This window comes from Bacillus sp. FDAARGOS_527 (genome assembly GCF_003812125.1).
Classification (GTDB): Bacteria; Bacillota; Bacilli; order Bacillales; family Bacillaceae_G; genus Bacillus_A; species Bacillus_A paranthracis.
This window is the reverse complement of the sequence record NZ_CP033795.1, coordinates 2035800-2056337: the sequence shown is the minus strand read 5'-3', so window position 1 is coordinate 2056337 and position 20538 is coordinate 2035800. Positions and strand designations below refer to the sequence as shown.

The following is a 20538-nucleotide window of genomic DNA, read 5'->3' as shown; positions in this document are numbered from 1 at the left end:
TAACTTTAATATAATTAAAAACAAAGGTTTTATTCGAGTTTGGAAAGAAAGGAATAGCAATCAACCGTTGCTATTCATCCAGCTTCTACTATATAATAGCTATAGTCTACAATAATTGAGTCGTAATATGCGATTTTTTAAGACAATCGGTGAGAAAACGCTGAAATAAGCGGTATTAGTAGGAGGACACAAATGATTACAGTAAGTAACGTTAGTTTGCGTTTCGCGGATCGCAAATTGTTTGAAGATGTTAACATAAAATTCACGCCAGGTAACTGCTACGGTTTAATCGGAGCAAACGGTGCTGGTAAATCAACGTTTCTAAAGATTTTATCTGGAGAAATCGAACCATCAACAGGTGACATACATATTACGCCAGGCGAGCGTCTAGCAGTATTAAAACAGAACCACTTTGAATATGAAGAGTTTCCAGTATTAGAAACTGTAATTATGGGTCATACTCAACTTTATAAAGTAATGCAAGAGAAAAATGCCATTTACATGAAAGAAGACTTTAGTGATGAAGATGGTATGCGTGCTGCAGAACTTGAAGGTGAGTTTGCTGAGCTGAACGGTTGGGAAGCTGAGTCAGAAGCTGCAATCCTTCTTAAAGGTTTAGGTATTGGTGAAGACCTTCATGATAAGAAAATGTCTGAGTTAACTGGTGCAGAGAAAGTAAAAGTATTACTTGCTCAAGCTTTATTCGGTCAACCTGATATTCTATTACTAGATGAGCCTACCAACCACCTGGACTTAAAAGCGATTCAATGGTTAGAAAACTTCTTAATGAACTTTGAAAATACAGTTATCGTTGTATCCCATGACCGTCACTTCTTAAATAAAGTATGTACGCACATGGCTGATCTTGATTTCGGTAAAATTCAACTTTATGTTGGTAACTATGACTTCTGGTATGAGTCAAGCCAATTAGCTTTAAAATTAACACAAGATGCTAATAAGAAAAAAGAAGAGAAAGTAAAAGAGTTACAGAACTTCATTGCGCGCTTTAGCTCAAACGCATCTAAAGCGAAACAAGCAACTTCTCGTAAAAAATTATTAGATAAAATTACATTAGATGATATTAAGCCATCATCTCGTCGTTACCCATTCGTTGGCTTCACACCAGAACGTGAAGTAGGAAATGACTTATTAACTGTTGAAGGTCTTTCTAAAACAATTGATGGTGAAAAAGTGTTAGATAATGTGTACTTCACTTTAAATAAAGGTGATAAAGTTGCATTTATCGGTCGTAACGATATTGCGATGACGACATTATTTAAAATCCTTATGGGTGAAATGGAGCCAGATAGTGGTTCATTTAAATGGGGCGTTACAACATCTCAATCGTACTTCCCAAGAGATAACTCTAAATACTTTGAGAACAGTGACTACAACTTAGTTGAATGGTTACGTCAATTCTCTCCACAAGATGAGTCAGAAAGCTTCTTACGTGGTTTCTTAGGCCGTATGTTATTCTCAGGCGAAGAAGTTAAGAAGAACGTTTCAGTACTATCTGGAGGCGAAAAAGTTCGTTGTATGTTATCTAAAATGATGTTAAGTGGTGCAAACGTTATTACACTTGACGACCCAACGAACCACTTAGACCTTGAGTCTATCACTGCATTAAACAATGGTTTAATTGCATTTAAAGGTACAATTTTATTCACATCACATGACCATCAGTTCGTACAAACAATTGCAAACCGCATTATCGAAGTAACGCCAAACGGTGTAATCGATAAAGAGGCTACTTACGATGAGTTCTTAGAAAATGAAGAACTTCAAAAACAAGTAGATGCAATGTACAAAGGTCAATAATAAATGATGAAAAACCTCGATCTCGTTATGAGAGCGAGGTTTTTTATAATCCATTATTTTTATGGATAGCGAATAATTATTCAAGGATAACTTTATTGGAGGGAAGAGATTTGGATGTTGCACATAGAAGAATTGCTGAAGCATAAATAACTGAATGAAGAAATAATATATATCGAAAAATTAAATGCTATCTATTGTGAATTTCATTATATTACATTAATGTTCCAGAACTGGAGACATATTTATTTGCGAAGTAGGGAATAAAGGTATATAGTATGTGATGTCATAATTAGTGGATGAATCTTGGGAGAAAACAGAAAATGTTACAAATTTATTTTGTTAAATAGAAACCAAGGTCAAAATGTATAGAAAGAAATAGTTGAATAAATACTAGCTTCAAATTATAATTACTAGTATTCTTCATATAGTTAAATAAATAGAATCTATTTGAAGATAAAAAATTGAATAGAGAGACAGACTTATAAAAAATAAGCCTTGGATGATCAAAAGAGGTGGAGAAATGAAACAATTCTTATTAAAGAGCAAAAGCGTGCTAAGCAATCATTTTGGATTCTTTCTGTTTGCCGTTATTTTATTTTGGCTCAAAACATATGCGGCTTATGTAACAGAATTTAATTTAGGTATTTCAAACACAATCCAAAAATTCTTGCTGTTTTTCAACCCGCTTAGTTCAGCAGTTCTATTTTTAGGACTTGCATTATTTGCAAAAGGGAAACGATCTTATATTTGGTTAATTGTTATCAACTTGTTATTGTCGATTCTTTTATATGCAAACGTCGTATACTATCGCTTTTTCAGTGACTTTATTACGTTCCCGACATTGACACAAACGAATAACTTTGGAGATTTAGGTGGTAGTATTGTTGCGTTGCTACATCTTTATGATCCGCTATACTTCTTAGATACAATTATTTTAATTGTGTTAGTTGCAACGAAATTTGCAAATCCAAAACCAATTCGTGTTGCGAAGCATAAAGTATCACTAGTATTTGTAGCAGGTATTTTATTATTCAGTGTTAACTTAGGACTTGCAGAATCTGACCGTCCTGAATTATTAACAAGAACGTTTGACCGAAATTATATTGTGAAATATTTAGGGGCGTATAACTACACAATTTATGATGGAATTCAAAGTGCGAAAGCATCAACGGAAAGAGCGTTAGCTGATGGAGATAATATGACAGAAGTAAGAAATTATTTAACATCAACTTATGCTAGTCCGAATCCTGAGTATTTCGGTAAAGGTAAGGGAATGAACGTAATTTATATTCATTTAGAGTCATTCCAAAACTTCTTAATTGATTATAAATTAAACGGTCAAGAAGTTACGCCGTTCTTAAACTCATTTACAAAAGATGCGAATACGCTTTATTTTGATAACTTCTTCCATCAAACAGGACAAGGGAAAACGTCTGATGCGGAGTTTATGTTAGAGAATTCTATGTTTGGTTTACCACAAGGGTCTGTATTTACAACGAAATCTCATAATACGTATCAATCAGCACCAGCAATTTTAGGACAACAAGGATACACATCAGCTGTATTCCATGGTAACTATAAAACATTTTGGAACCGTGACGATATTTATAAATCATTTGGTTTTAATAAATTCTTTGATGCTTCATACTATGATATGAACGAAAAAGATGTAGTAAACTATGGATTAAAAGATAAACCATTCTTTAATGAATCCATTCCGTTATTAGAAACATTGAAACAACCGTTCTATACGAAGTTTATTACGTTATCGAATCACTTCCCGTATCCGATTGATAAAGAGGAAGCGACAATTGAACCAGCAAACACAGGTGACTCATCTGTAGATACGTATTTCCAAACAGCACGTTATTTAGACGAATCTGTAAAAGGTTTCATCGATTACTTGAAACAATCTGGTTTATACGATAATTCTATTATCGTTATGTACGGAGACCATTACGGTATTTCAGATAATCATAATGCAGCAATGTCAAAAGTAATGGGTAAAGAAATTAACTCATTTGAAAATGCACAGTTACAGCGTGTACCTTTAATCGTTCGTGTACCAGGTGTGAAAGGTGGCGTACAACATCAATACGGTGGTGAAATTGATGTTCTTCCAACTCTTTTACACTTACTAGGAACAGATACAAAAAATTATGTTCAATTCGGTTCAGATTTATTATCACCAGATCATAAGCAAGTTGTTGCGTTCCGAAATGGTAACTACGTAAGCCCAACAGTTACTGCATTAAACGGCAAATACTATGATACAACGACTGGAAAACCAGTAGAATTTACAGATGAAATAAAACAAAATGAACAAATGGTTCAAAACTCGTTAAAATACTCTGACCAAGTCGTAAATGGTGACTTATTACGATTCTACACACCGGAAGGATTTACACCGATAGATCGTTCGAAGTATAACTATAACAATCGTGATAAAAACAAAACGAAAGTAAAAACGACTCCAGAAGGGGAAGCTAAATAAATAACAAAAGGCACTATTCATAGGAATAGTGCCTTTTGTTTGTAAATAAAACATCATCATGAGATAGAACCATCTGTTGCTTTTTGTTTTGCCTTTCCGAAGAAAACTACACCGACAATGATGATAATGATGAATGCCCATTTCATGAAAGGGTTGCTTTCGAAAAATGCAGCGAACCATTTTTCATCTACAATCATTTTCGCGGCAGTATAAGCTAAAACAGCTGCTCCAATTGTAATAATGATAGGATAACGGTCGACCCATTTTAAAATTAATGTACTGCCCCAAACTACTACTGGAATTGAAACTAATAGCCCGATGATTACTAAAGAAAAGTTGCCATGCGCAGCTCCCGCAACAGCAAGAACGTTATCAATTCCCATCAATGCATCAGCAATGATAATGGTTTTAATAGCAGACCAGAAACCTTCTTCTGCCTTAATATCGTGATCTTTGCCTTCAGCAATTAATTTGTAAGCGATCCATATAAGAAGTACACCACCAATTAGAAGTAGCCCTGGTATTTTTAACAACCAAACGACAACTAAAGTAGCGAGGGCTCTAATCGCGATTGCCCCGATAGTTCCCCATATAATAACTTTCTTTTGTTGATCTTTCGGTAATCGTCTTGCTGCTAACCCAATTACAATGGCATTATCACCTGCTAACACTAAATCAATTACAATAATGGCAAGTAAGGCTGACAAATATTCAGCTGAAAGGAAATCCATATACATATCACTCCTTAAGAGTAATATGTGCTAAAGTGTTGATAATATAAAAAATAGGATTGACTTTGTATATTCAATCCATAATTTCTTACTGTATTTTGATAAATCTGTTTTAATTTCGTATCAATCGCTTTTGCAATCTCTTTTGCTTTTCGATTCATCTTTTTAATACGGTTTTCTCTTCTACTATCCAAGTTTTTACTTCTGATTTCATGAATAGATCTATCTTCCTTAGCACGAAAACGTCGTATTTTTTACGAAGGAGAGAGGGGGAATTGAGTCGAATATACGAGGAGTAATTCCAAAAACCATAAAAAGACTTGATTCCTAGTTAAAGGAAATCAAGTCTTTTTATTACATACGATTATCGTGCCAGAAGTTTAATGGGAAGTGTTCGTTCTCACTATAGGCTTCTAATTCATATCCTTTTTCTTTCAGCCCTTTAATAATACCAGGTACTGCTTTTACGGACTGTGGATGAATGTCGTGCATAAGGATAACTTCTGTTGGCTTGTTTGCACCATTAATAACGTTTTCTACAATTTTAGCTGATGCAGCGTCAACCGGCATTTTGTTATATCTCCAGTCTAATGAATCAATTGTCCAATCCCAAACTTTTAGCCCATTCTCAACAACTTTGTTGCGAAGCGCTTCGTTTAATCCTGGCATTGAGCCGTAAGAAGGACGAGTTAATACTGGTGATTTACCTAGAACGCCAGCGATTAATCCTTGATCTTCTTTCATCTCATCTACGTAATGACCTTCTGTGTAAAGTTTCTTGTAGTTATGAGTCATACTGTGCATCCCAACGTAGTGGCCTTCAGCATCTTCACGCTTTACAAGATCAGGAAAAGCTTTTACATTTGAACCAATAAGGAAGAATGTTGCTTTTGCATTTTCTTTCTTTAACATATCTAAAAGCTCAGCTGTGTATTTTCCAGGACCATCATCAAATGTTAAATAAGCTACTTTTCTAACTTGCCCATTGTATTGTTTTGGAGCTTCTTTCGGTGCAAGAGACGATTGAATTTCACTTACAAGTTGAACAGATTTTGCTTCATCCTCTGTACTTGCTAGAGCAGTATGTGTTGATCCTAAAGCCGCTTCGTATGTAAATAATACCCCCGCGCAAATCAAAATAGCCCTTTTCACTAAAGTTGTCATTCGAATTCCATTGTGCATAATTTTCCTTCTCTCTATAAAAGTTCTACTCTACTATATTAGCAATTATAGGGAGGTAATTGCAAAAAAACTTTTTTACAAGTGCAAAAAAGTTTGTCCAAAAGTATGCAAGATTTCATACTTTCGTATCACTTCATTTTCGTTCCAATTATTGATTCGAATATTTTTGTTTTTTATTAAGATATTGGTAAAGAAACAATTAAATGAAAAGGGAGGGGGAATATGGCTAATTATATTTGCAATACATGTGGAGTACAGTATTCCTAAAATGAAGAAGCACCTTCTCGTTGGAAAATTTGTAATGAAGAAAGACAATATGTGAATCCAATTGGACAGTCATGGACAACATTAGAAACTATGCAAAATAGCAATTTATACAAAAAGGAAGAAATGTTTATTTTATCTTGATATCCATATAATTAATTTTATATGAATTTAATACTAAAGGCCTACTATTTATAAACTAATAGGCCTTTCAACTTAAGTAGTTCTCACACTAATGAGGGATGTTAAAGGAAATATATGTTACCTATAATAATGACTGTAAAGCTTTGGAAAATGAAAAGGAGGAGATTTGCATGAAGAATTGGGTTCAATTTAGAATTGCAAGACCAACAGATAAATTTGAAGAAGTTATAAGTTTTTATGAGACGGGGTTAGGATTAAAGCGTATAGGAGAATTTCACAATCATGAAGGATATGATGGAGTTATGTTTGGATTACCGGATGCCGAGTATCATTTGGAGTTTACAACGCATGTTAACGGAAGTCCCTGTCCGGCACCGACAAAAGATAATTTACTAGTTTTTTATATGCCTAATAAAGATGAAATTGAAAAAATAGTGAATCGATTAAGCAATATGGGCTATCATGAGGTGGAACCAGAAAATCCGTATTGGATAGAGAAAGGAATCACAATAGAGGATCCAGATGGTTGGAGAATTGTGCTAATGAACGCATTTGAATAAAGAAGCTCTTTTCGTATGTAATGAAGTGTAACAAAATGATTGAGTCATAAATCCCTACAGCATTTGTAGGGATTTTTATATAAGAAGATTTAGTTAAGGGAGTTATTAAAAAGTAGAGAGTATTAAGTCATATAGAAGGTACAGGCCAAGAAATTATTGTACAAATGAATGGGAAACCAATTCATGCATGGGTAGCATCTGCTGGTACTGGTGGAACTCTAATGGGGGGGGATAAAACAGTAAAGAATTATACAAAAAAATTGAGCTACATTTAGTAATGCCTGCTGAATTGCCTTATGGTTCTGAACAACCACCAAATGATTTAAAGAAATATGCTGGATCAGGTGGGTTCGGCTTAGGAAGGAAACAGGAAGACAATTTGATAGAAAAACAATGGACTTATTCATATGAAGAGACCTTGTATGAAATGGCGCGTTTTTATAATGAAAATAGGAACGTCTGCGGCAGCGAATTTATTAGCCGCTAAACAAATTGGGAGAGAAAAAGGTTCGGATTTTAATGTAGTTACAGTTTTTCCAGACGCAGGGTCCATAGAAGAGTGGTCAGATGTAAAGAGCTTACCAAAAATAAGGAGAGAATCAAACCATTAAAAGTTCTTTCATATTCTATTTCTTACACTATAGGAAATCGATGAAACGAAAACCTGTATATGTAAAATGTACAGGTTTTTCGTAGTGGTTTTAGATGTTTGTAGCAACTAAAAAATTTCACATACCGTATTTAAAAAATAAATATAGGAAAACCAAAAAGTAATGTAGAATATATCGTACATACATATATGAAGTCAACAGAAAAGATAAAGAGGTGGGCATATGTTACTTGAAGAAGTAATGCAGCAACTAGAGGAATATGGAACAGAACAAAATCGTAAAACGTATAAAAACCATGGGGCGAAAGAGCCTCTATTCGGAGTTAGTTTTGCCAATTTAAAATTGTTAAAAAAGAAGATAAAAAAAGATCATGATTTAGCAATTTTATTATGGGAAACAAAAAATATGGATGCAATGACTTTAGCAACAATGATATTAGATCCAAAAAAAGTTACGACAGAACTACTAAATAAATGGGTACAGGAAGTTGATTATTATTGTTTAATGGATGTTTTAATGACGGCTATTTGTACGTCGCCAATCGCGATAGAAAGAATGGAAGACTGGACAAAGTCTGATGATGAATGGATTGGAAGAGCAGGCTGGTCTTTATTAGCAAATATAGCGATTAAAAATAAAACGTTACAAGATGATTTCTTCTCTCCTTATCTAGAAGAAATTAAAGTAAATATACATAATGAAAAAAATAGAAAAAAAGAAGCAATGAATAGTGCTTTAATTGCGATAGGAATTCGTAATGAAGACTTAGAGCGAAAAGCGATTGAAATTGCACGTGAAATTGGAAAAGTACACGTTGATCACGGAGCAACGTCATGCAAAACACCAGACGCAGAGTCGTATATAAAAAAAGCGAGAGAAAGAGTTGCAAAAAAGAAAGTGAAATAAGAAAAGGGGAACGGTTATGAAAGCAATGGAAGCGGCAAAAAGCATCATTACATCACACTTTCCGAATTGTGATGTAGCTTTACTTGGAGGAAGCGTTGCAAGAGGAGAAGCGACAAAAACATCTGATCTGGACATTGTAATAGTTGATCAAAGTTTAACGTCTTGTTATCGAGAATCTTTCTATAGTAATGGATGGCCAGTTGAGGTATTTGTACATAATTTTGAAACGTTAAAAACCTTTTTTAAAATGGATTGTGATCGCGGAAGACCTTCGTTACCACAATTAGTTGCAGAAGGTGTTGTATTAAAAGGGGAAGATGAAATTGTTGAGAAATTAAAAAGCGAAGCGAATGAGTTACTAAATAAAGGACCAGCTAAATGGACTGAAGAAATGATGAAGCAGAAGCGTTATTTTATTACAGATACTTTGGATGATTTTATTGGTGCATCAAAAAGAGAAGAAGAGTTGTTTATCGCGAATTTATTAGCTGATTTATTACATGAATATGTATTAAGAGTAAATGGGAAATGGCTTGGAAGTTCAAAATGGTTTATAAGGGTACTTAGAAAATATGATGAACAATACGCAGATCAATTTGTAGTGGCATTCGATCATTTTTATACAACGGGAGAGAAAATAAAATTAATTACTTTTGTAGAAAAAACGCTAGAACAGTATGGAGGAAGAATGTTCGAAGGGTTTTGTATAGGAAAGTAAAAAGGGGATAATACAATGAATATACCATTCGTTCAATTAAGAGAACTGACACTAGATGATGTAGAAGACCGATATCAATGGTCATTAGATACAAAAGTAACGAAACATTTAGTTGTACCAGATCAATATCCACCGTTCACTCTTGAAGATACAAAACAATGGATTGAGGCATGTATAAATCGAAAAAATGGTTATGAACAAAGAGCTATCACGGCAGAGAACGGCATACATATTGGATGGGTAGATCTTAAAAACTTTGATAAAACAAATAAAAATGCAGAATTGGGAATCGCGATTGGTAATAAAGAATACTGGGGTAAAGGGTATGGAATAGCCGCCCTATATAGTATGTTACATGTAGCATTCTTTGAATTTGAATTAGAAAAAGTATGGCTACGTGTAGATGAAGATAATTTTCAAGCTAGAAAGAGCTATGAAAAGGCTGGTTTTGTATGCGAAGGGTTAATGAGAAATGATCGATTACGTAGAGGTCAGTTCATTCATCGCTATCGTTATAGTATGTTAAGAGAAGAATATCAATCTTTAATTAGTAGTTTATAAAAATATTATGTTAACTAAAAGGAGATAGAGAAATATGATTCGATTACTTACGAAAGAAGATGCAAAAAAATATTGGGACTTACGTTTACAAGCATTACAAGTAAATCCAGAGGCATTTGTAACAACTTATGAAGAGGCGATTCGTCAAGAAAACCCGATTAAGCGAGTGGAAAGTAATTTAACAGCTACTACTAGTTGTACATTCGGTGCTTTTAATGAGGATTATCAATTAGTTGGAGTTGTCACTTTACTAACAGAAGAGAAAGAGGCGTATAAACATAAAGGGCATATCGTTGCGATGTATGTAGATGCAAGCAATCGAAGAAATGGCCTTGCACGTGATTTAATACGTAAGGCAATTGAAAGAGCAAGAGAAATGAACTTGGAACAATTGACTTTAGGTGTGGTGTCTACAAATGAGCCAGCAAAGAAGTTGTATGAATCAATGGGCTTTAAAACATATGGAATTGAAAAAAGAGCTATAAAGATGAATGGTGTGTATAGTGATGATGAACATATGGTGTTGTTCTTTTAAGAAAGGGAGTTTAGTATGAAAGATCTTTATATAGACAAAAATATGAACCCGCAAGTAGCGATTTTGTATGCGATGGTTACGGATACATTTAAACGCTTGCAAAAGTTAGTGGAAGGAACTGATGAAAAAGAACTGTCATTTAAAGGGACAGAAAATAATGAAAATAGTATTGGACAACTACTTCAACATTTAGCAGTTGTCGATTTACATTGGGTGTACCGCTTAAAAGGAGAAGCAATTCCACAGACACTTGATAATATATATGGATCTATGTTAAATGAAGCAGGAGAGCTGCCAAGTTTAAGAAAACAGACATTGCAACAATTAATGCAAGATTATGAAGTTGTGCAACATATGTTTTATGAGGAATGCATGAAACTAACAGAAAATGATTTAACACGAGAGGTTTTTTATGAAAAGGGAGAAACTGCGACTATAAGGTGGGGGATATGGCATATAGCTGATCATAATCGGTACCATCAAGCTCATATTAGTCAGTTAAGAAAACTATATAGAGCTAGAATACATGCAAGATAAAGAGTGCGAATTTTAATTATATTTATTTTGTTGTATAGTATAAGAAGAAACTAAACAAGGGGTTTTATCATGAAAGCTATTGCAGTAGGGATATTGGCATCATTTTTCTTTGCCTTTACCTTCGTTTTAAACCGGGCGATGGACTTAGAAGGTGGAAGCTGGATTTGGAGTGCTTCATTACGGTACTACTTTATGGTTCCAATGCTTTTACTTATTGTCATGTATAGGGGAAACTTAAAGCAACTCTTTCAATATATGAAAAACAATCCGAAAGAATGGTTAGTGTGGAGTATCGTTGGATTTGGTCTCTTCTATGCACCACTTAGTTTTGCTGGAGCGTTTGGACCTGGTTGGCTCGTTGCATCAACATGGCAAATTACAATCGTCGCAGGGATTTTGTTAACGCCATTTTTTGCGGTAGATCCATTACATAAAAAACTCCCAATGAAGGAATTAGTTATGTCGGGTATTATTTTATGCGGTGTTGTACTCATGCAAGTAGAACATGCTTCTTCATTAGGAATTCGTGAAACCGTTTTATGTGTCGTTCCTGTACTGATTGCAGCGTTTGCGTATCCTCTTGGAAATCGAAAAATGATGCAAGTTTGTAAAGGCGAGTTAGATGTATTCCAGCGAGTTCTCGGTATGACATTAGCAAGTCTACCATTTTGGTTTTTACTATCTGGTTATGAAGTATCAACAGGTGGTCTACCGTCAAGTAGCCAAGTTTTCCAATGCTTTATTGTAGCAGTTAGTTCTGGCTTAATCGCAACGGTATTATTCTTCTTTGCGACAGACCTTGTAAAAGATGATCCGCAAAAACTAGCAACAGTAGAAGCGACTCAGTCCGGTGAGGTTTTATTTGCGCTAGTAGGAGAACTTATCTTGTTATCTGCACCAATTCCGTCATCTTTATCTTGGGTTGGTATGAGCCTCGTTATTATCGGAATGATACTACATAGTTATGTAGCGGTCGTTGTGAAGAAAGAAGAAAAAATAACGGCGTAATGAGATTAGCTCTTTATATAAAGAGCTAATCTTTTTTCGTAGAAAGGAATGATGAAATGAATTTGCAATGTGTTGAACAAATTGAGAAAGATCCTATTTTAAATGTACTACTGTATGCAATCGGCCCAAGTGAAACTAGCTTAAAGAAAGCAGTTTTATTTTATGAAAGGAATAAAGGGTCATTGTATAGATATGAAGAAAAGGCTTGCATAGGTATTGAAATAATCGGAGCAAATAAAGCGAGAATATGCCACATAGCAGTCGTTCCACAATATCGCCATAAAGGAATTGCGTTGCAAATGATAAAGGAAGTAGTAAGAATGCATCAATTGACGTATATAGAGGCAGAGACTGACGCTGAGGCCGTAAAATTTTATAAGAAAATTGGTTTTCAGATTAAAAGTTTAGGAGAAAAATATCCGGGGATTGAAAGGTTTCATTGTTATTTGGAAAAATAGTACGAAAATATGCAAATACATATTGTGTTTAGTTTGAAAAAAGTAACATTTACATTATATAATAAAGGTATCTGGAAAAATATAGATAATGGAAATTGGGTGTATAACACATGAGAATGGATAAAAGTAAATTTATAAAAATCGCTACTTCAATAGGGGTTTCATCTTTTTTATTAACGGGCTGTGGTGATTATGAAGAAGAAACTGCACAGAAAGAAAGTACTGCTGTTAAAACAGATGGTGCAAAACAGGGAAATGAACAAGAAACATTACATTGCGATGATAAAGCTCCTACTAATGAAAATGTAGAAAAAGATGAGTTATGTAAGGAAATGAATCCGTCTTTTTCATCGTATCATGAAAATTCACATTTACCGATACTTCCATTCGTAGCAGGATATTTATTAGCAAGCAGAACTTCAAATATGAATTATACAGCAAAGCCAAATATAATGAAGAAACCGTATGCAAATAATGTTATTCCCTATCGTGAAAAAGACCAAAGTAGAACTGGTGGAAGCGGTGGTGGAGGGTATTACGGCGGAACTAACAGTAACAATAATAACTCGTCCAATAAAGTGGATTTAAATAAACAACAGCCAAATAGCTCAAATAAAGTGACACCAGATACAAATGCGCCAAAATCATCTCCGACACAAACGCCAAAAGTGAATTCAGGTTCAAGTGGAATTGGGAACGCAAAAGCACCGGCCGGATCATAACTCGAAAGGATAATAGGAATATGTATACAGAGCAAGAGCAGAAGGAGTATATGAAAGTATGGTTTTCACTAGCGGAAGAGGCTGGTCGGAATGGATTTACGTGGCCGAGCCTATTAGAAAATGAAGAATGGAATCAATATATGGCAACAGGTATGTATCGTATGCCAGTAAAAACTTATACTGCTATTTCAAAAGCGACTGAAGAAATTATGTACGTGTTATATAGAACGTATCAATATATTGTAAATACGGCAGAAGATTTTCAAACACTAGGATTTCCTGCTGAAACGTGGGAAATTGCGAGAATGAAACATACTGGTTTGTTTTCATATTTTACGAGATTTGACTTTATCGTAAATGGTGAAGATATAAAGTTAATAGAAGTAAATTGTGATACACCAACAGGTTATTTAGAGCCATCGGTCGCAAATGAAGTGTTGTGCCGTTATCACGATGTAAATCACCCAAATCATATAGAAGAGCATATTGTGCAGGCATGGGAACAAATTAAACATGACTATAATATAGATCCTAGAGAAACGATTTATTTCACGAGTTATGATTGGCATGATGAAGATCATCAAACGGTTCAATTTTTAAGAAGCTATTGTTTGGATCAGTCAACGGATTATATAGGTATACAAGATATTGTCGTGACAGATGATGGTATATATACGCAAAATGGTGAGAGAATTCATTATTTATATAGGCTATATCCAATTGAATATTTAGTTTCAGACGCTGATAAAAACGGGAAAAGAATTGGACTCCAGTTTTTAGATCATATAGCGCAAGGAAGAGTGAAAATCATTAATCCACCTGCTGCCTTTCTTATGCAAAATAAAAGTGTACTCGCATTAATTTGGCAGCTTTATGAAGATGAAGTTTTCTTTGGGGACGAAGAGCGAGAGACCATTCAAAAATACTTCCTACCAACATACTTTACAAATAAACCATTTATAGAAAGAAATGAATCCTATGTTTCTAAACCTTTATACGGCCGTGAAGGCGGAGGGGTATCTATATTTGAAAATAATGAACTATTAGCTGAAGATAAAACAGAGTATTACTTTGAACAGCGGAAAATATATCAGCAATACATAGAAATGCCTGACTATACAATTGACACATGGGACGGTCCGTATACTGGTAAACTTTTAATTGGTTCACACTGCATAAGCGGAAGAGCCGCAGGGTTATTTTTACGTGTAGGTGAGAAAATAACGGGAAACTTATCGATGTTTACTGGAGTTACAATTGAAGGATAAATGGAACAAAGAGCTCATCATTTTTGATGGGCTCTTTCGTTTAAATATAGTGTTTTTATTGCTGTGATGTAACGCCTTCATGTTGCTTCTTTTGTTATATAAAACCAATTTATTACCATTTTTTAATTGGATAAAAATGATTAAGTTAAAAATTAAGAAAAATATGATAATATATGTATGTAGTAGTTTAAAACAAAATGGGGGAACAATCGTGAAAATGAATGAAATAGTGGCAAGTACGCCATTGCCAAATACAATTAAAACAATTACAAATGATTTAAGAAAATTAGGATTAGAAAAAGGAATGACAGTTATTGTACATTCTTCGTTAAGCTCCATAGGCTGGGTATCTGGCGGAGCAGTTGCAGTAGTAGAGGCGTTAATGAATGTTATTACAGAAGAAGGAACACTCATTATGCCAACGCAATCTTCAGATTTATCCGATCCGAAACATTGGTCAAGACCGCCTGTTCCTGAAGATTGGTGGCAGATTATCCGTGATAATGTCCCAGCTTATGATCCACGAATAACACCAACAAGAGGTATGGGGGAAATAGTTGAATGTTTTCGTACATATCCGAATGTAGTACGCAGTAACCATCCATTAGGAAGTTTTGCTGCATGGGGAAGACATGCAGAAGAAATAACGATGAATCAGTCTCTATCAATGAGTTTAGGAGAAGAATCTCCATTAAGAAAAATATATGATTTAGACGGATACATATTATTAATTGGTGTTGGATATGATTCCAATACTTCTGTACATTTATCAGAAGTACGTTCTGGTGCATGTGAGTTAATAAAAGTAGGGGCACCCATTATAGAAAATGGCGAAAGAGTGTGGAAAGAATTTGTTGATATGGATTACGATTCTGACAAATTTGTAGAAATTGGTGTGGAATTTGAGCAAAAAGGAACCGTAACAATAGGGGAAATAGGAAACGCAAAGTGCCGTCTTATGAAACAACGTGATATAGTTGATTTTGGAACAGAATGGTTTCGTAAGAAAAATTAGTAAGGGATGGTTACAATGAAGGGGAAAAAGGTATTAATTACAAGCGGTGGTTGTTTAGAAAAATGGGATCAAGTTCGTGGTCATACGAATATGGCAAAAGGAACAATTGGAAGAATAATCGCCGAAGAGCTTATAAGTAAAGGGGCCTATGTTATATATTTACATGGTTATTTTGCGGAGAAACCGAATGATATAAACAATCAATTAGAATTACACCCATTTGAAGGAATTGTTGATTTGCAAGATAAAATGAAAAGTATCATTACGCATGAAAAAGTCGATGCGGTTATTATGGCAGCGGCTGGATCTGATTGGATTGTGGACAAGATCTGTGATCAAGAGGGTAATGTTCTTGATATGAATGGAAAAATCTCAAGTGATATAGCGCCAATTATACATTTTCAAAAGGCACCGAAAGTATTAAAACAAATAAAACAGTGGGATTCAGAAACTGTACTCGTTGGCTTTAAACTTGAAAGCGACGTAAATGAAGAAGAACTGTTTGAAAGAGCGAAAAATAGAATGGAAGAAGCGAAGGCGAGTGTAATGATTGCGAATTCACCACATTCTTTATATTCGCGTGGAGCAATGCACTACGTAATTGGACAAGACGGTATAGAGAAGTTATGTAATGGAAAAGATGAAACAGCGAAAGAAATTGTTAAAAGGTTAGAGGTATTATGTAATCACATTACTGCTTTATAATTTTAAGTATTTGGATAAGAGTGAATCCGCATAGTATATATTGGTAAGCGAAACTTTAATTTATAGGAATTTTACTTTTACACAAACGTTAACCATTCAATATGGATACATAGAATAAATGGTGAGGAGTGAATTCTATGGAACATTTATTAAAGCAAGCTATTAAACTCCGGAAAGAAAAGAAATATGCGCAGTCTAAAGAGATACTCATCGGATTAACAAACTTTACGAGGGATGCAGAAGTACTTTATCAATGTGCCTGGATACATGATGTAATGGGTCTTGAAACAGAAGCTATGCCGTATTATGAACAGGCAATTGCAAATGGTCTTGAAGGGGAGTCACTTTGTGGCGCATATATCGGTCTTGGTAGTACATATCGTTGTATAGGCGAGTATGATAAAGCAATTACTGTTTTAGAAACAGGTTTGCAGCAGTTTCCAGATAATGATGTGATGAAAGTATTTTTGTCATTAGCGAAATATAACGTAAACGATCATGAATCCGCGATGAAATTATTACTTGAAACAGTCGTAAAAGTAGAAGAAGTGAAAGAGTTTGAACGTGCTATTTCATTTTATAAAGACCATTTAAACGAGGTTTTTAAATAGAGGAGTGAAAGTATGAGTGTCACACTTTCGCGAAGGCGAAAAGGTATATGGATTGGACTCGTATCTTTAATCTTATTATCAAACTATTTATTGTATGCTCTTCCGATTGTACCAGCTACTCCCAAAGAAGTTGTTCTTGGATCATTATTAGATTGTATGTTTGTAATTCCGGTTATTACGTATTTCTTTATTATTCGAAAAAGATACTCGTTAACGTATATATTCCCTGTTGTAATAGCTGGTTATATATTTGCAAGATTTATTATTCCAAGCGACTATTTACAAGCTTTTTCATACGTTTCTTATATGATAGTTGCAGGAGAAATTACCTTTGTATGTGTAGAGTTATTCCTTCTATATAAAATTGTTAGAAAGCTTCCTAACATAATAAAAAAATATAAAGAATATAAAAGTGAGTATTCTTCATTTTCTTATGCAATTGATGCTGCATTTGACGCTGCTATGAAAAGAAATAAATTAATAGATATCATTGTAACAGAGTGTAAGTTAATCTATTATGCATTTTTATCGTGGCGTGAAAAAGTGCCAGAAGGAGAATCTGTATACTCATATCACAAAAAGACTGGCGCAATAGGTGTATATATTATGATTATCCATGCGACCTTAATAGAAAGTATCGGTTTTCATTATTTGTTTCATCAATGGAATCCAGTTGTAGCATGGGTGTTACTTATTTTAAACGTATATGCAATGTTTTATTTTTTAGCTGAAATTCAAGCGATGCGTAAAAATCAAATTATTGTTGCGAAAGAAAAAATAATTATTCAAATTGGATTAGGAAAGAAAATCATTATACCATTTGCGCAAATTGATACAATTACGTTTTATAAAGGGGAACTTTTAACGAAAGAGAAAGAGCTTCTTGACGCAACGGTGATGGAATTTATAAAGGAACCTCCAACATTTGAAATCATACTCAAAGAGCCAATGAAAGCACAATTATTATATGGATTTTCTAAAACAGTAAGTCGTGTTCACTTAAATGTTGATGAGGAACGGAAATTTTATGATGTGATGACGGAGAAATTGAACCATGAATAATGCTACTAATTTTCATCGTGCGTTTGGTGTGTATGGCATTTGTATCGAAAGCAATAACATATTAGTAATCGATAAAATTAAAGGGCCATATAGAAATCGGTATGATCTACCTGGTGGTAGTCTAAAAGATGGGGAAGCATTATTAGCTGGACTTCATAGAGAGATTAAAGAGGAGACCGGGCTAAATGTAACGGTAGTAAAACAAATAGGTACGATTGATTTTCAATTTCCATCAAAATTCAAGGAGTACACATGTACATCATATCGCAGTTTTCTACGGTGTTGAAAGGTGCGAAGGTGAATTCGTAGTAACGGAACAATTTGAAGAGCAAGATTCATTAGGAGCTAGATGGGTTCCTATTGAAAGCATTACAGAAGACAATTCATCTCCACTTGTATGTAGTGCAGTGAAGTGGTTGAAAACGAATGAGCTTCCATTAGAAGTGAAAAAATATGAAACATGGACAGTGAAAAACTCCTTCTAAAATAAGAGGGAGTTTTTATTGTGTATTTGGAGACCAAACACTTCTTTATCACTATATAAATGGATATAATTAAGATTAGAAATAGCATAAGGGGAAACAAAGAATGAATAAATTACTAACACCAAAAAGTGAAATTATAGAAAGAAAAATTCGGTATGATTCGACCGTAGTAGATCACACTTGCTTATTACTTGAAAAGCAGTTGCAAAGTATCGTGTTATTTCATGAGGTTCAGTATTCATTTACAATGACTGCACATCGTGCGAGTTTAACAATCCCAAAAGGAAGTTACACCATTGCATACTACTGGGAAAATCGTCCGTACAATTTATACATATGGAGAGATAAAAATGGAATGTATGTAGGCTCTTATTTTAATGTTGTAAAAAATACGCAAATAACAGACGAATTAGTGTCATTTGAAGACTTAATTATTGATATATTGGTACTTCCAAGTGGTGAATATTTTATTTTAGATGAGGATGAGTTACCTGAGCCTTTAGAGGGTTTTGAGGGTGGTTATGTGAATGAAGCTCTTAATATATTAGAGGAAATCATTCAAAAGACGCTTCCTCAAATGATTGTAGAGACAGAAATGGTGTGGTTAAACTAAAGCGATTTGAAAAGAAAATATGTGTTTAATGAAATTGAGTAGTCTTAAGTTATATGATCTAACTTTTTTGATAAGTCTAAGGTTAGATGTATATTTCTTGAGATTACTCTTTTTTTGTGGAAACTAATATTGACTGAATATAGTTCAGTCGTTTATGATTGAATCAGATTCAGTCGAGGGTAAAACATAGTAGGAGATGACCTATGAAAAGAATATCGAAAGAACCAGATGTTAGAAGGCAAGAGTTGATGGATATTGGTTTTGAACTATATATGAAAAATGGTATGAAAGGATTTGGCATAAAAGATGTTGTGAATCATGCTGGTGTAGCAACGGGCTTATTTTATTATTACTTCAAGTCTAAAGAGAATTTTGTTGATGAAGTATTAAATGATTTTATTGTGAAAAATATGGAGTTAATTGAAGAAATACTTGTTTCTAATGAACGGTCTGTCATGCAAAAGCTGAAAGATTCTCTAAATATATTTTGGACATTTATCGAAAAATTAGCGCCTTATAAAAATGTGAGTTCGTTTCAGACGGAACAACATTTTCAACTGGAACAGAAATTATTTACGCGAATGCAGCCATTAATTCGACAAGTAATCGAAGAAGGGGTGAAAACTGGGATTTTTAATATTGATAACTCATTATTAGCATCAGGATTTATTTTATACGGTCTTAGCAGTATTGCTCATTCAGAGGTGAATTTGAATCTAGACATGAAGCGAGAAATGGTTAATTTAGTATTAAATACACTACGATATGATCAAAGAGAAGGAGAATGTATATGAAGATCATGATTGATGGAAACAATATTTCGAATGAACAACTTACAAAGTGGAAAAAAGAACGTATGAAAAAAGTTTTCAATACATTAGGACATAAAGAGCCAGAATTAAATGATACAGACGTTATGATAAAAAAACTAACAGAACTAAAATTAAATTATTCATACAATGAAATGTATGATAAGTTAAAATCTAAACTTAAATTAAGTGAAATGGGTATGCGTATTTGTACTGCTTTATCTGGTGATAGACGAAAATTTTCAAAAACAAATATTTATTTAGATGGGATTACAGCAGAAGAGGCGATAAATGGAATTGATAGTTTTATGCTTGAACAATCAGATGAAAATAATCAAGTGAATTTATCAGCCTGTCCAGATCACTACGTACTAAGACCCTTTGGGGAAAATGAATTGGAGGTTATCGAAACTACTGGTAATTCTCCATTTCCAGTTCAATTTTTTATTGTTTTTGGTGACGAAACAGGATTAAAGACACCTAGAGATAAGTCTTATCAATACCAATCAACAGGTGTTGCACGTATGAAAGACGGTACTACTATTGGTGGAGTTCGACATCAATTCAAAGATACAGATACTGGTATAGAAGTAAGTCTAGTTGTAGAGTTTCCGGCACTTTGTCCTAATAGTCTTATTGAATCGCATCAAATGCATTTGGCATGTGAGTTTTCTTATTGGTTACAGTGGATTAAGGAACATAAAAAATAATTTTTATATAA

At 34.1% G+C, this 20538-nt stretch carries 22 protein-coding genes and 3 pseudogenes; 22 read left to right on the top strand and 3 right to left on the bottom strand.

Going from position 1 to position 20538, the window contains the following annotated elements:
- The first annotated feature begins 192 nt into the window (after positions 1–192).
- Both EGX95_RS13210 and EGX95_RS13200 read left to right on the top strand, forming a co-directional pair.
- On the top strand, positions 193–1818 hold the full coding sequence (locus EGX95_RS13210) for an ABC-F family ATP-binding cassette domain-containing protein (protein WP_000633866.1): 1626 nt from the start codon (positions 193–195) through the stop codon (positions 1816–1818).
- Positions 1819–2338: 520 nt separating this feature from the next.
- Complete coding sequence (locus tag EGX95_RS13200) at positions 2339–4312, top strand: lipoteichoic acid synthase (RefSeq protein WP_000808754.1); 1974 nt, start codon at positions 2339–2341, stop codon at positions 4310–4312.
- Between the two features lie 56 nt (positions 4313–4368).
- On the opposite strand, the gene EGX95_RS13195 is transcribed toward EGX95_RS13200, so the two are convergent.
- The 3 genes from EGX95_RS13195 to EGX95_RS13190 form a co-directional block, all read right to left on the bottom strand.
- Positions 4369–5043, bottom strand: coding sequence for a TerC family protein (locus tag EGX95_RS13195; RefSeq protein WP_000346938.1), 675 nt, complete (start codon positions 5041–5043; stop codon positions 4369–4371).
- A 14-nt stretch (positions 5044–5057) separates the two neighbouring features.
- The gene (locus tag EGX95_RS30415; protein WP_166668128.1) at positions 5058–5204 is read right to left on the bottom strand and encodes a hypothetical protein; all 147 of its coding nucleotides are present in this window, start codon (positions 5202–5204) and stop codon (positions 5058–5060) included.
- Between the two features lie 193 nt (positions 5205–5397).
- The gene (locus EGX95_RS13190; RefSeq protein ID WP_000551424.1) at positions 5398–6225 is read right to left on the bottom strand and encodes a peptidoglycan-N-acetylglucosamine deacetylase; all 828 of its coding nucleotides are present in this window, start codon (positions 6223–6225) and stop codon (positions 5398–5400) included.
- Between the two features lie 222 nt (positions 6226–6447).
- Between EGX95_RS13190 and EGX95_RS13185 the strand changes: the two are divergent.
- The 20 genes and pseudogenes from EGX95_RS13185 to EGX95_RS13090 all read left to right on the top strand — a co-directional run.
- A pseudogene (locus EGX95_RS13185) lies at positions 6448–6612 on the top strand (hydrolase); the annotation flags it as partial.
- Positions 6613–6803: 191 nt separating this feature from the next.
- Complete coding sequence (locus tag EGX95_RS13180) at positions 6804–7193, top strand: VOC family protein (RefSeq protein ID WP_000800664.1); 390 nt, start codon at positions 6804–6806, stop codon at positions 7191–7193.
- 119 nt (positions 7194–7312) lie between these two features.
- Positions 7313–7804, top strand: a pseudogene (locus EGX95_RS13175) (cysteine synthase family protein); the annotation flags it as partial.
- Positions 7805–8026: 222 nt separating this feature from the next.
- Positions 8027–8710 carry a DNA alkylation repair protein gene (locus tag EGX95_RS13170; protein ID WP_000923428.1) on the top strand — a complete coding sequence of 228 codons (684 nt, stop codon included), beginning with the start codon at positions 8027–8029 and terminating at the stop codon, positions 8708–8710.
- 16 nt (positions 8711–8726) lie between these two features.
- On the top strand, positions 8727–9428 hold the full coding sequence (locus tag EGX95_RS13165) for a nucleotidyltransferase domain-containing protein (RefSeq protein WP_000646302.1): 702 nt from the start codon (positions 8727–8729) through the stop codon (positions 9426–9428).
- Between the two features lie 15 nt (positions 9429–9443).
- Entirely contained in the window at positions 9444–9989 is a 546-nt protein-coding gene (locus EGX95_RS13160; RefSeq protein WP_001024998.1) for a GNAT family N-acetyltransferase, read from the top strand.
- A 34-nt stretch (positions 9990–10023) separates the two neighbouring features.
- Positions 10024–10524: a GNAT family N-acetyltransferase gene (locus EGX95_RS13155; protein ID WP_000620348.1), complete on the top strand. Its 501-nt coding sequence runs from the start codon at positions 10024–10026 to the stop codon at positions 10522–10524.
- Between the two features lie 15 nt (positions 10525–10539).
- Positions 10540–11061 (top strand): DinB family protein, encoded by a 522-nt coding sequence (locus EGX95_RS13150; protein ID WP_000654210.1) that lies wholly within the window; start codon positions 10540–10542, stop codon positions 11059–11061.
- A 69-nt stretch (positions 11062–11130) separates the two neighbouring features.
- Complete coding sequence (locus EGX95_RS13145; RefSeq protein WP_000643666.1) at positions 11131–12069, top strand: DMT family transporter; 939 nt, start codon at positions 11131–11133, stop codon at positions 12067–12069.
- Between the two features lie 56 nt (positions 12070–12125).
- The gene (locus EGX95_RS13140; protein ID WP_001053111.1) at positions 12126–12527 is read left to right on the top strand and encodes a GNAT family N-acetyltransferase; all 402 of its coding nucleotides are present in this window, start codon (positions 12126–12128) and stop codon (positions 12525–12527) included.
- Between the two features lie 110 nt (positions 12528–12637).
- Positions 12638–13249, top strand: coding sequence for a hypothetical protein (locus tag EGX95_RS13135; protein ID WP_001242160.1), 612 nt, complete (start codon positions 12638–12640; stop codon positions 13247–13249).
- A gap of 20 nt (positions 13250–13269) precedes the next feature.
- Positions 13270–14517, top strand: a complete 1248-nt coding sequence (locus EGX95_RS13130; RefSeq protein WP_000287874.1) for a glutathionylspermidine synthase family protein — start codon at positions 13270–13272, stop codon at positions 14515–14517.
- Between the two features lie 217 nt (positions 14518–14734).
- The gene (locus EGX95_RS13125) at positions 14735–15532 is read left to right on the top strand and encodes an AAC(3) family N-acetyltransferase (RefSeq protein ID WP_014297868.1); all 798 of its coding nucleotides are present in this window, start codon (positions 14735–14737) and stop codon (positions 15530–15532) included.
- 15 nt (positions 15533–15547) lie between these two features.
- Positions 15548–16237, top strand: a complete 690-nt coding sequence (locus EGX95_RS13120) for a phosphopantothenoylcysteine decarboxylase domain-containing protein (protein ID WP_000676717.1) — start codon at positions 15548–15550, stop codon at positions 16235–16237.
- A gap of 137 nt (positions 16238–16374) precedes the next feature.
- A complete protein-coding gene (locus EGX95_RS13115; protein ID WP_000400626.1) occupies positions 16375–16848 on the top strand; it encodes a tetratricopeptide repeat protein in 474 nt (157 codons plus the stop codon).
- A gap of 12 nt (positions 16849–16860) precedes the next feature.
- A complete protein-coding gene (locus EGX95_RS13110) occupies positions 16861–17910 on the top strand; it encodes a hypothetical protein (protein WP_000117484.1) in 1050 nt (349 codons plus the stop codon).
- Positions 17903–18395 (top strand): annotated as a pseudogene (locus EGX95_RS13105) (NUDIX hydrolase). The gene EGX95_RS13110 and the pseudogene EGX95_RS13105 overlap by 8 nt, the downstream one beginning before the upstream one ends.
- A 103-nt stretch (positions 18396–18498) precedes the next feature.
- Positions 18499–19008, top strand: a complete 510-nt coding sequence (locus tag EGX95_RS13100; RefSeq protein WP_001037869.1) for a ribonuclease FAU-1 family protein — start codon at positions 18499–18501, stop codon at positions 19006–19008.
- Between the two features lie 203 nt (positions 19009–19211).
- Positions 19212–19802 carry a TetR/AcrR family transcriptional regulator gene (locus tag EGX95_RS13095; RefSeq protein WP_000822635.1) on the top strand — a complete coding sequence of 197 codons (591 nt, stop codon included), beginning with the start codon at positions 19212–19214 and terminating at the stop codon, positions 19800–19802.
- Entirely contained in the window at positions 19799–20527 is a 729-nt protein-coding gene (locus EGX95_RS13090) for a hypothetical protein (protein ID WP_000699947.1), read from the top strand. The genes EGX95_RS13095 and EGX95_RS13090 overlap by 4 nt, the downstream gene beginning before the upstream one ends.
- Positions 20528–20538 lie beyond the last annotated feature (11 nt).

Coding starts and splice junctions, on each gene's coding strand:
- EGX95_RS13210 (WP_000633866.1), top strand. CDS start 193: ATGATTACAGTAAGTAACGTTAGTTTGCGTTTCGCGGATCGCAAATTG.
- EGX95_RS13200 (WP_000808754.1), top strand. CDS start 2,339: ATGAAACAATTCTTATTAAAGAGCAAAAGCGTGCTAAGCAATCATTTT.
- EGX95_RS13195 (WP_000346938.1), bottom strand. CDS start 5,043: ATGGATTTCCTTTCAGCTGAATATTTGTCAGCCTTACTTGCCATTATT.
- EGX95_RS30415 (WP_166668128.1), bottom strand. CDS start 5,204: ATGAATCGAAAAGCAAAAGAGATTGCAAAAGCGATTGATACGAAATTA.
- EGX95_RS13190 (WP_000551424.1), bottom strand. CDS start 6,225: ATGCACAATGGAATTCGAATGACAACTTTAGTGAAAAGGGCTATTTTG.
- EGX95_RS13180 (WP_000800664.1), top strand. CDS start 6,804: ATGAAGAATTGGGTTCAATTTAGAATTGCAAGACCAACAGATAAATTT.
- EGX95_RS13170 (WP_000923428.1), top strand. CDS start 8,027: ATGTTACTTGAAGAAGTAATGCAGCAACTAGAGGAATATGGAACAGAA.
- EGX95_RS13165 (WP_000646302.1), top strand. CDS start 8,727: ATGAAAGCAATGGAAGCGGCAAAAAGCATCATTACATCACACTTTCCG.
- EGX95_RS13160 (WP_001024998.1), top strand. CDS start 9,444: ATGAATATACCATTCGTTCAATTAAGAGAACTGACACTAGATGATGTA.
- EGX95_RS13155 (WP_000620348.1), top strand. CDS start 10,024: ATGATTCGATTACTTACGAAAGAAGATGCAAAAAAATATTGGGACTTA.
- EGX95_RS13150 (WP_000654210.1), top strand. CDS start 10,540: ATGAAAGATCTTTATATAGACAAAAATATGAACCCGCAAGTAGCGATT.
- EGX95_RS13145 (WP_000643666.1), top strand. CDS start 11,131: ATGAAAGCTATTGCAGTAGGGATATTGGCATCATTTTTCTTTGCCTTT.
- EGX95_RS13140 (WP_001053111.1), top strand. CDS start 12,126: ATGAATTTGCAATGTGTTGAACAAATTGAGAAAGATCCTATTTTAAAT.
- EGX95_RS13135 (WP_001242160.1), top strand. CDS start 12,638: ATGAGAATGGATAAAAGTAAATTTATAAAAATCGCTACTTCAATAGGG.
- EGX95_RS13130 (WP_000287874.1), top strand. CDS start 13,270: ATGTATACAGAGCAAGAGCAGAAGGAGTATATGAAAGTATGGTTTTCA.
- EGX95_RS13125 (WP_014297868.1), top strand. CDS start 14,735: ATGAATGAAATAGTGGCAAGTACGCCATTGCCAAATACAATTAAAACA.
- EGX95_RS13120 (WP_000676717.1), top strand. CDS start 15,548: ATGAAGGGGAAAAAGGTATTAATTACAAGCGGTGGTTGTTTAGAAAAA.
- EGX95_RS13115 (WP_000400626.1), top strand. CDS start 16,375: ATGGAACATTTATTAAAGCAAGCTATTAAACTCCGGAAAGAAAAGAAA.
- EGX95_RS13110 (WP_000117484.1), top strand. CDS start 16,861: ATGAGTGTCACACTTTCGCGAAGGCGAAAAGGTATATGGATTGGACTC.
- EGX95_RS13100 (WP_001037869.1), top strand. CDS start 18,499: ATGAATAAATTACTAACACCAAAAAGTGAAATTATAGAAAGAAAAATT.
- EGX95_RS13095 (WP_000822635.1), top strand. CDS start 19,212: ATGAAAAGAATATCGAAAGAACCAGATGTTAGAAGGCAAGAGTTGATG.
- EGX95_RS13090 (WP_000699947.1), top strand. CDS start 19,799: ATGAAGATCATGATTGATGGAAACAATATTTCGAATGAACAACTTACA.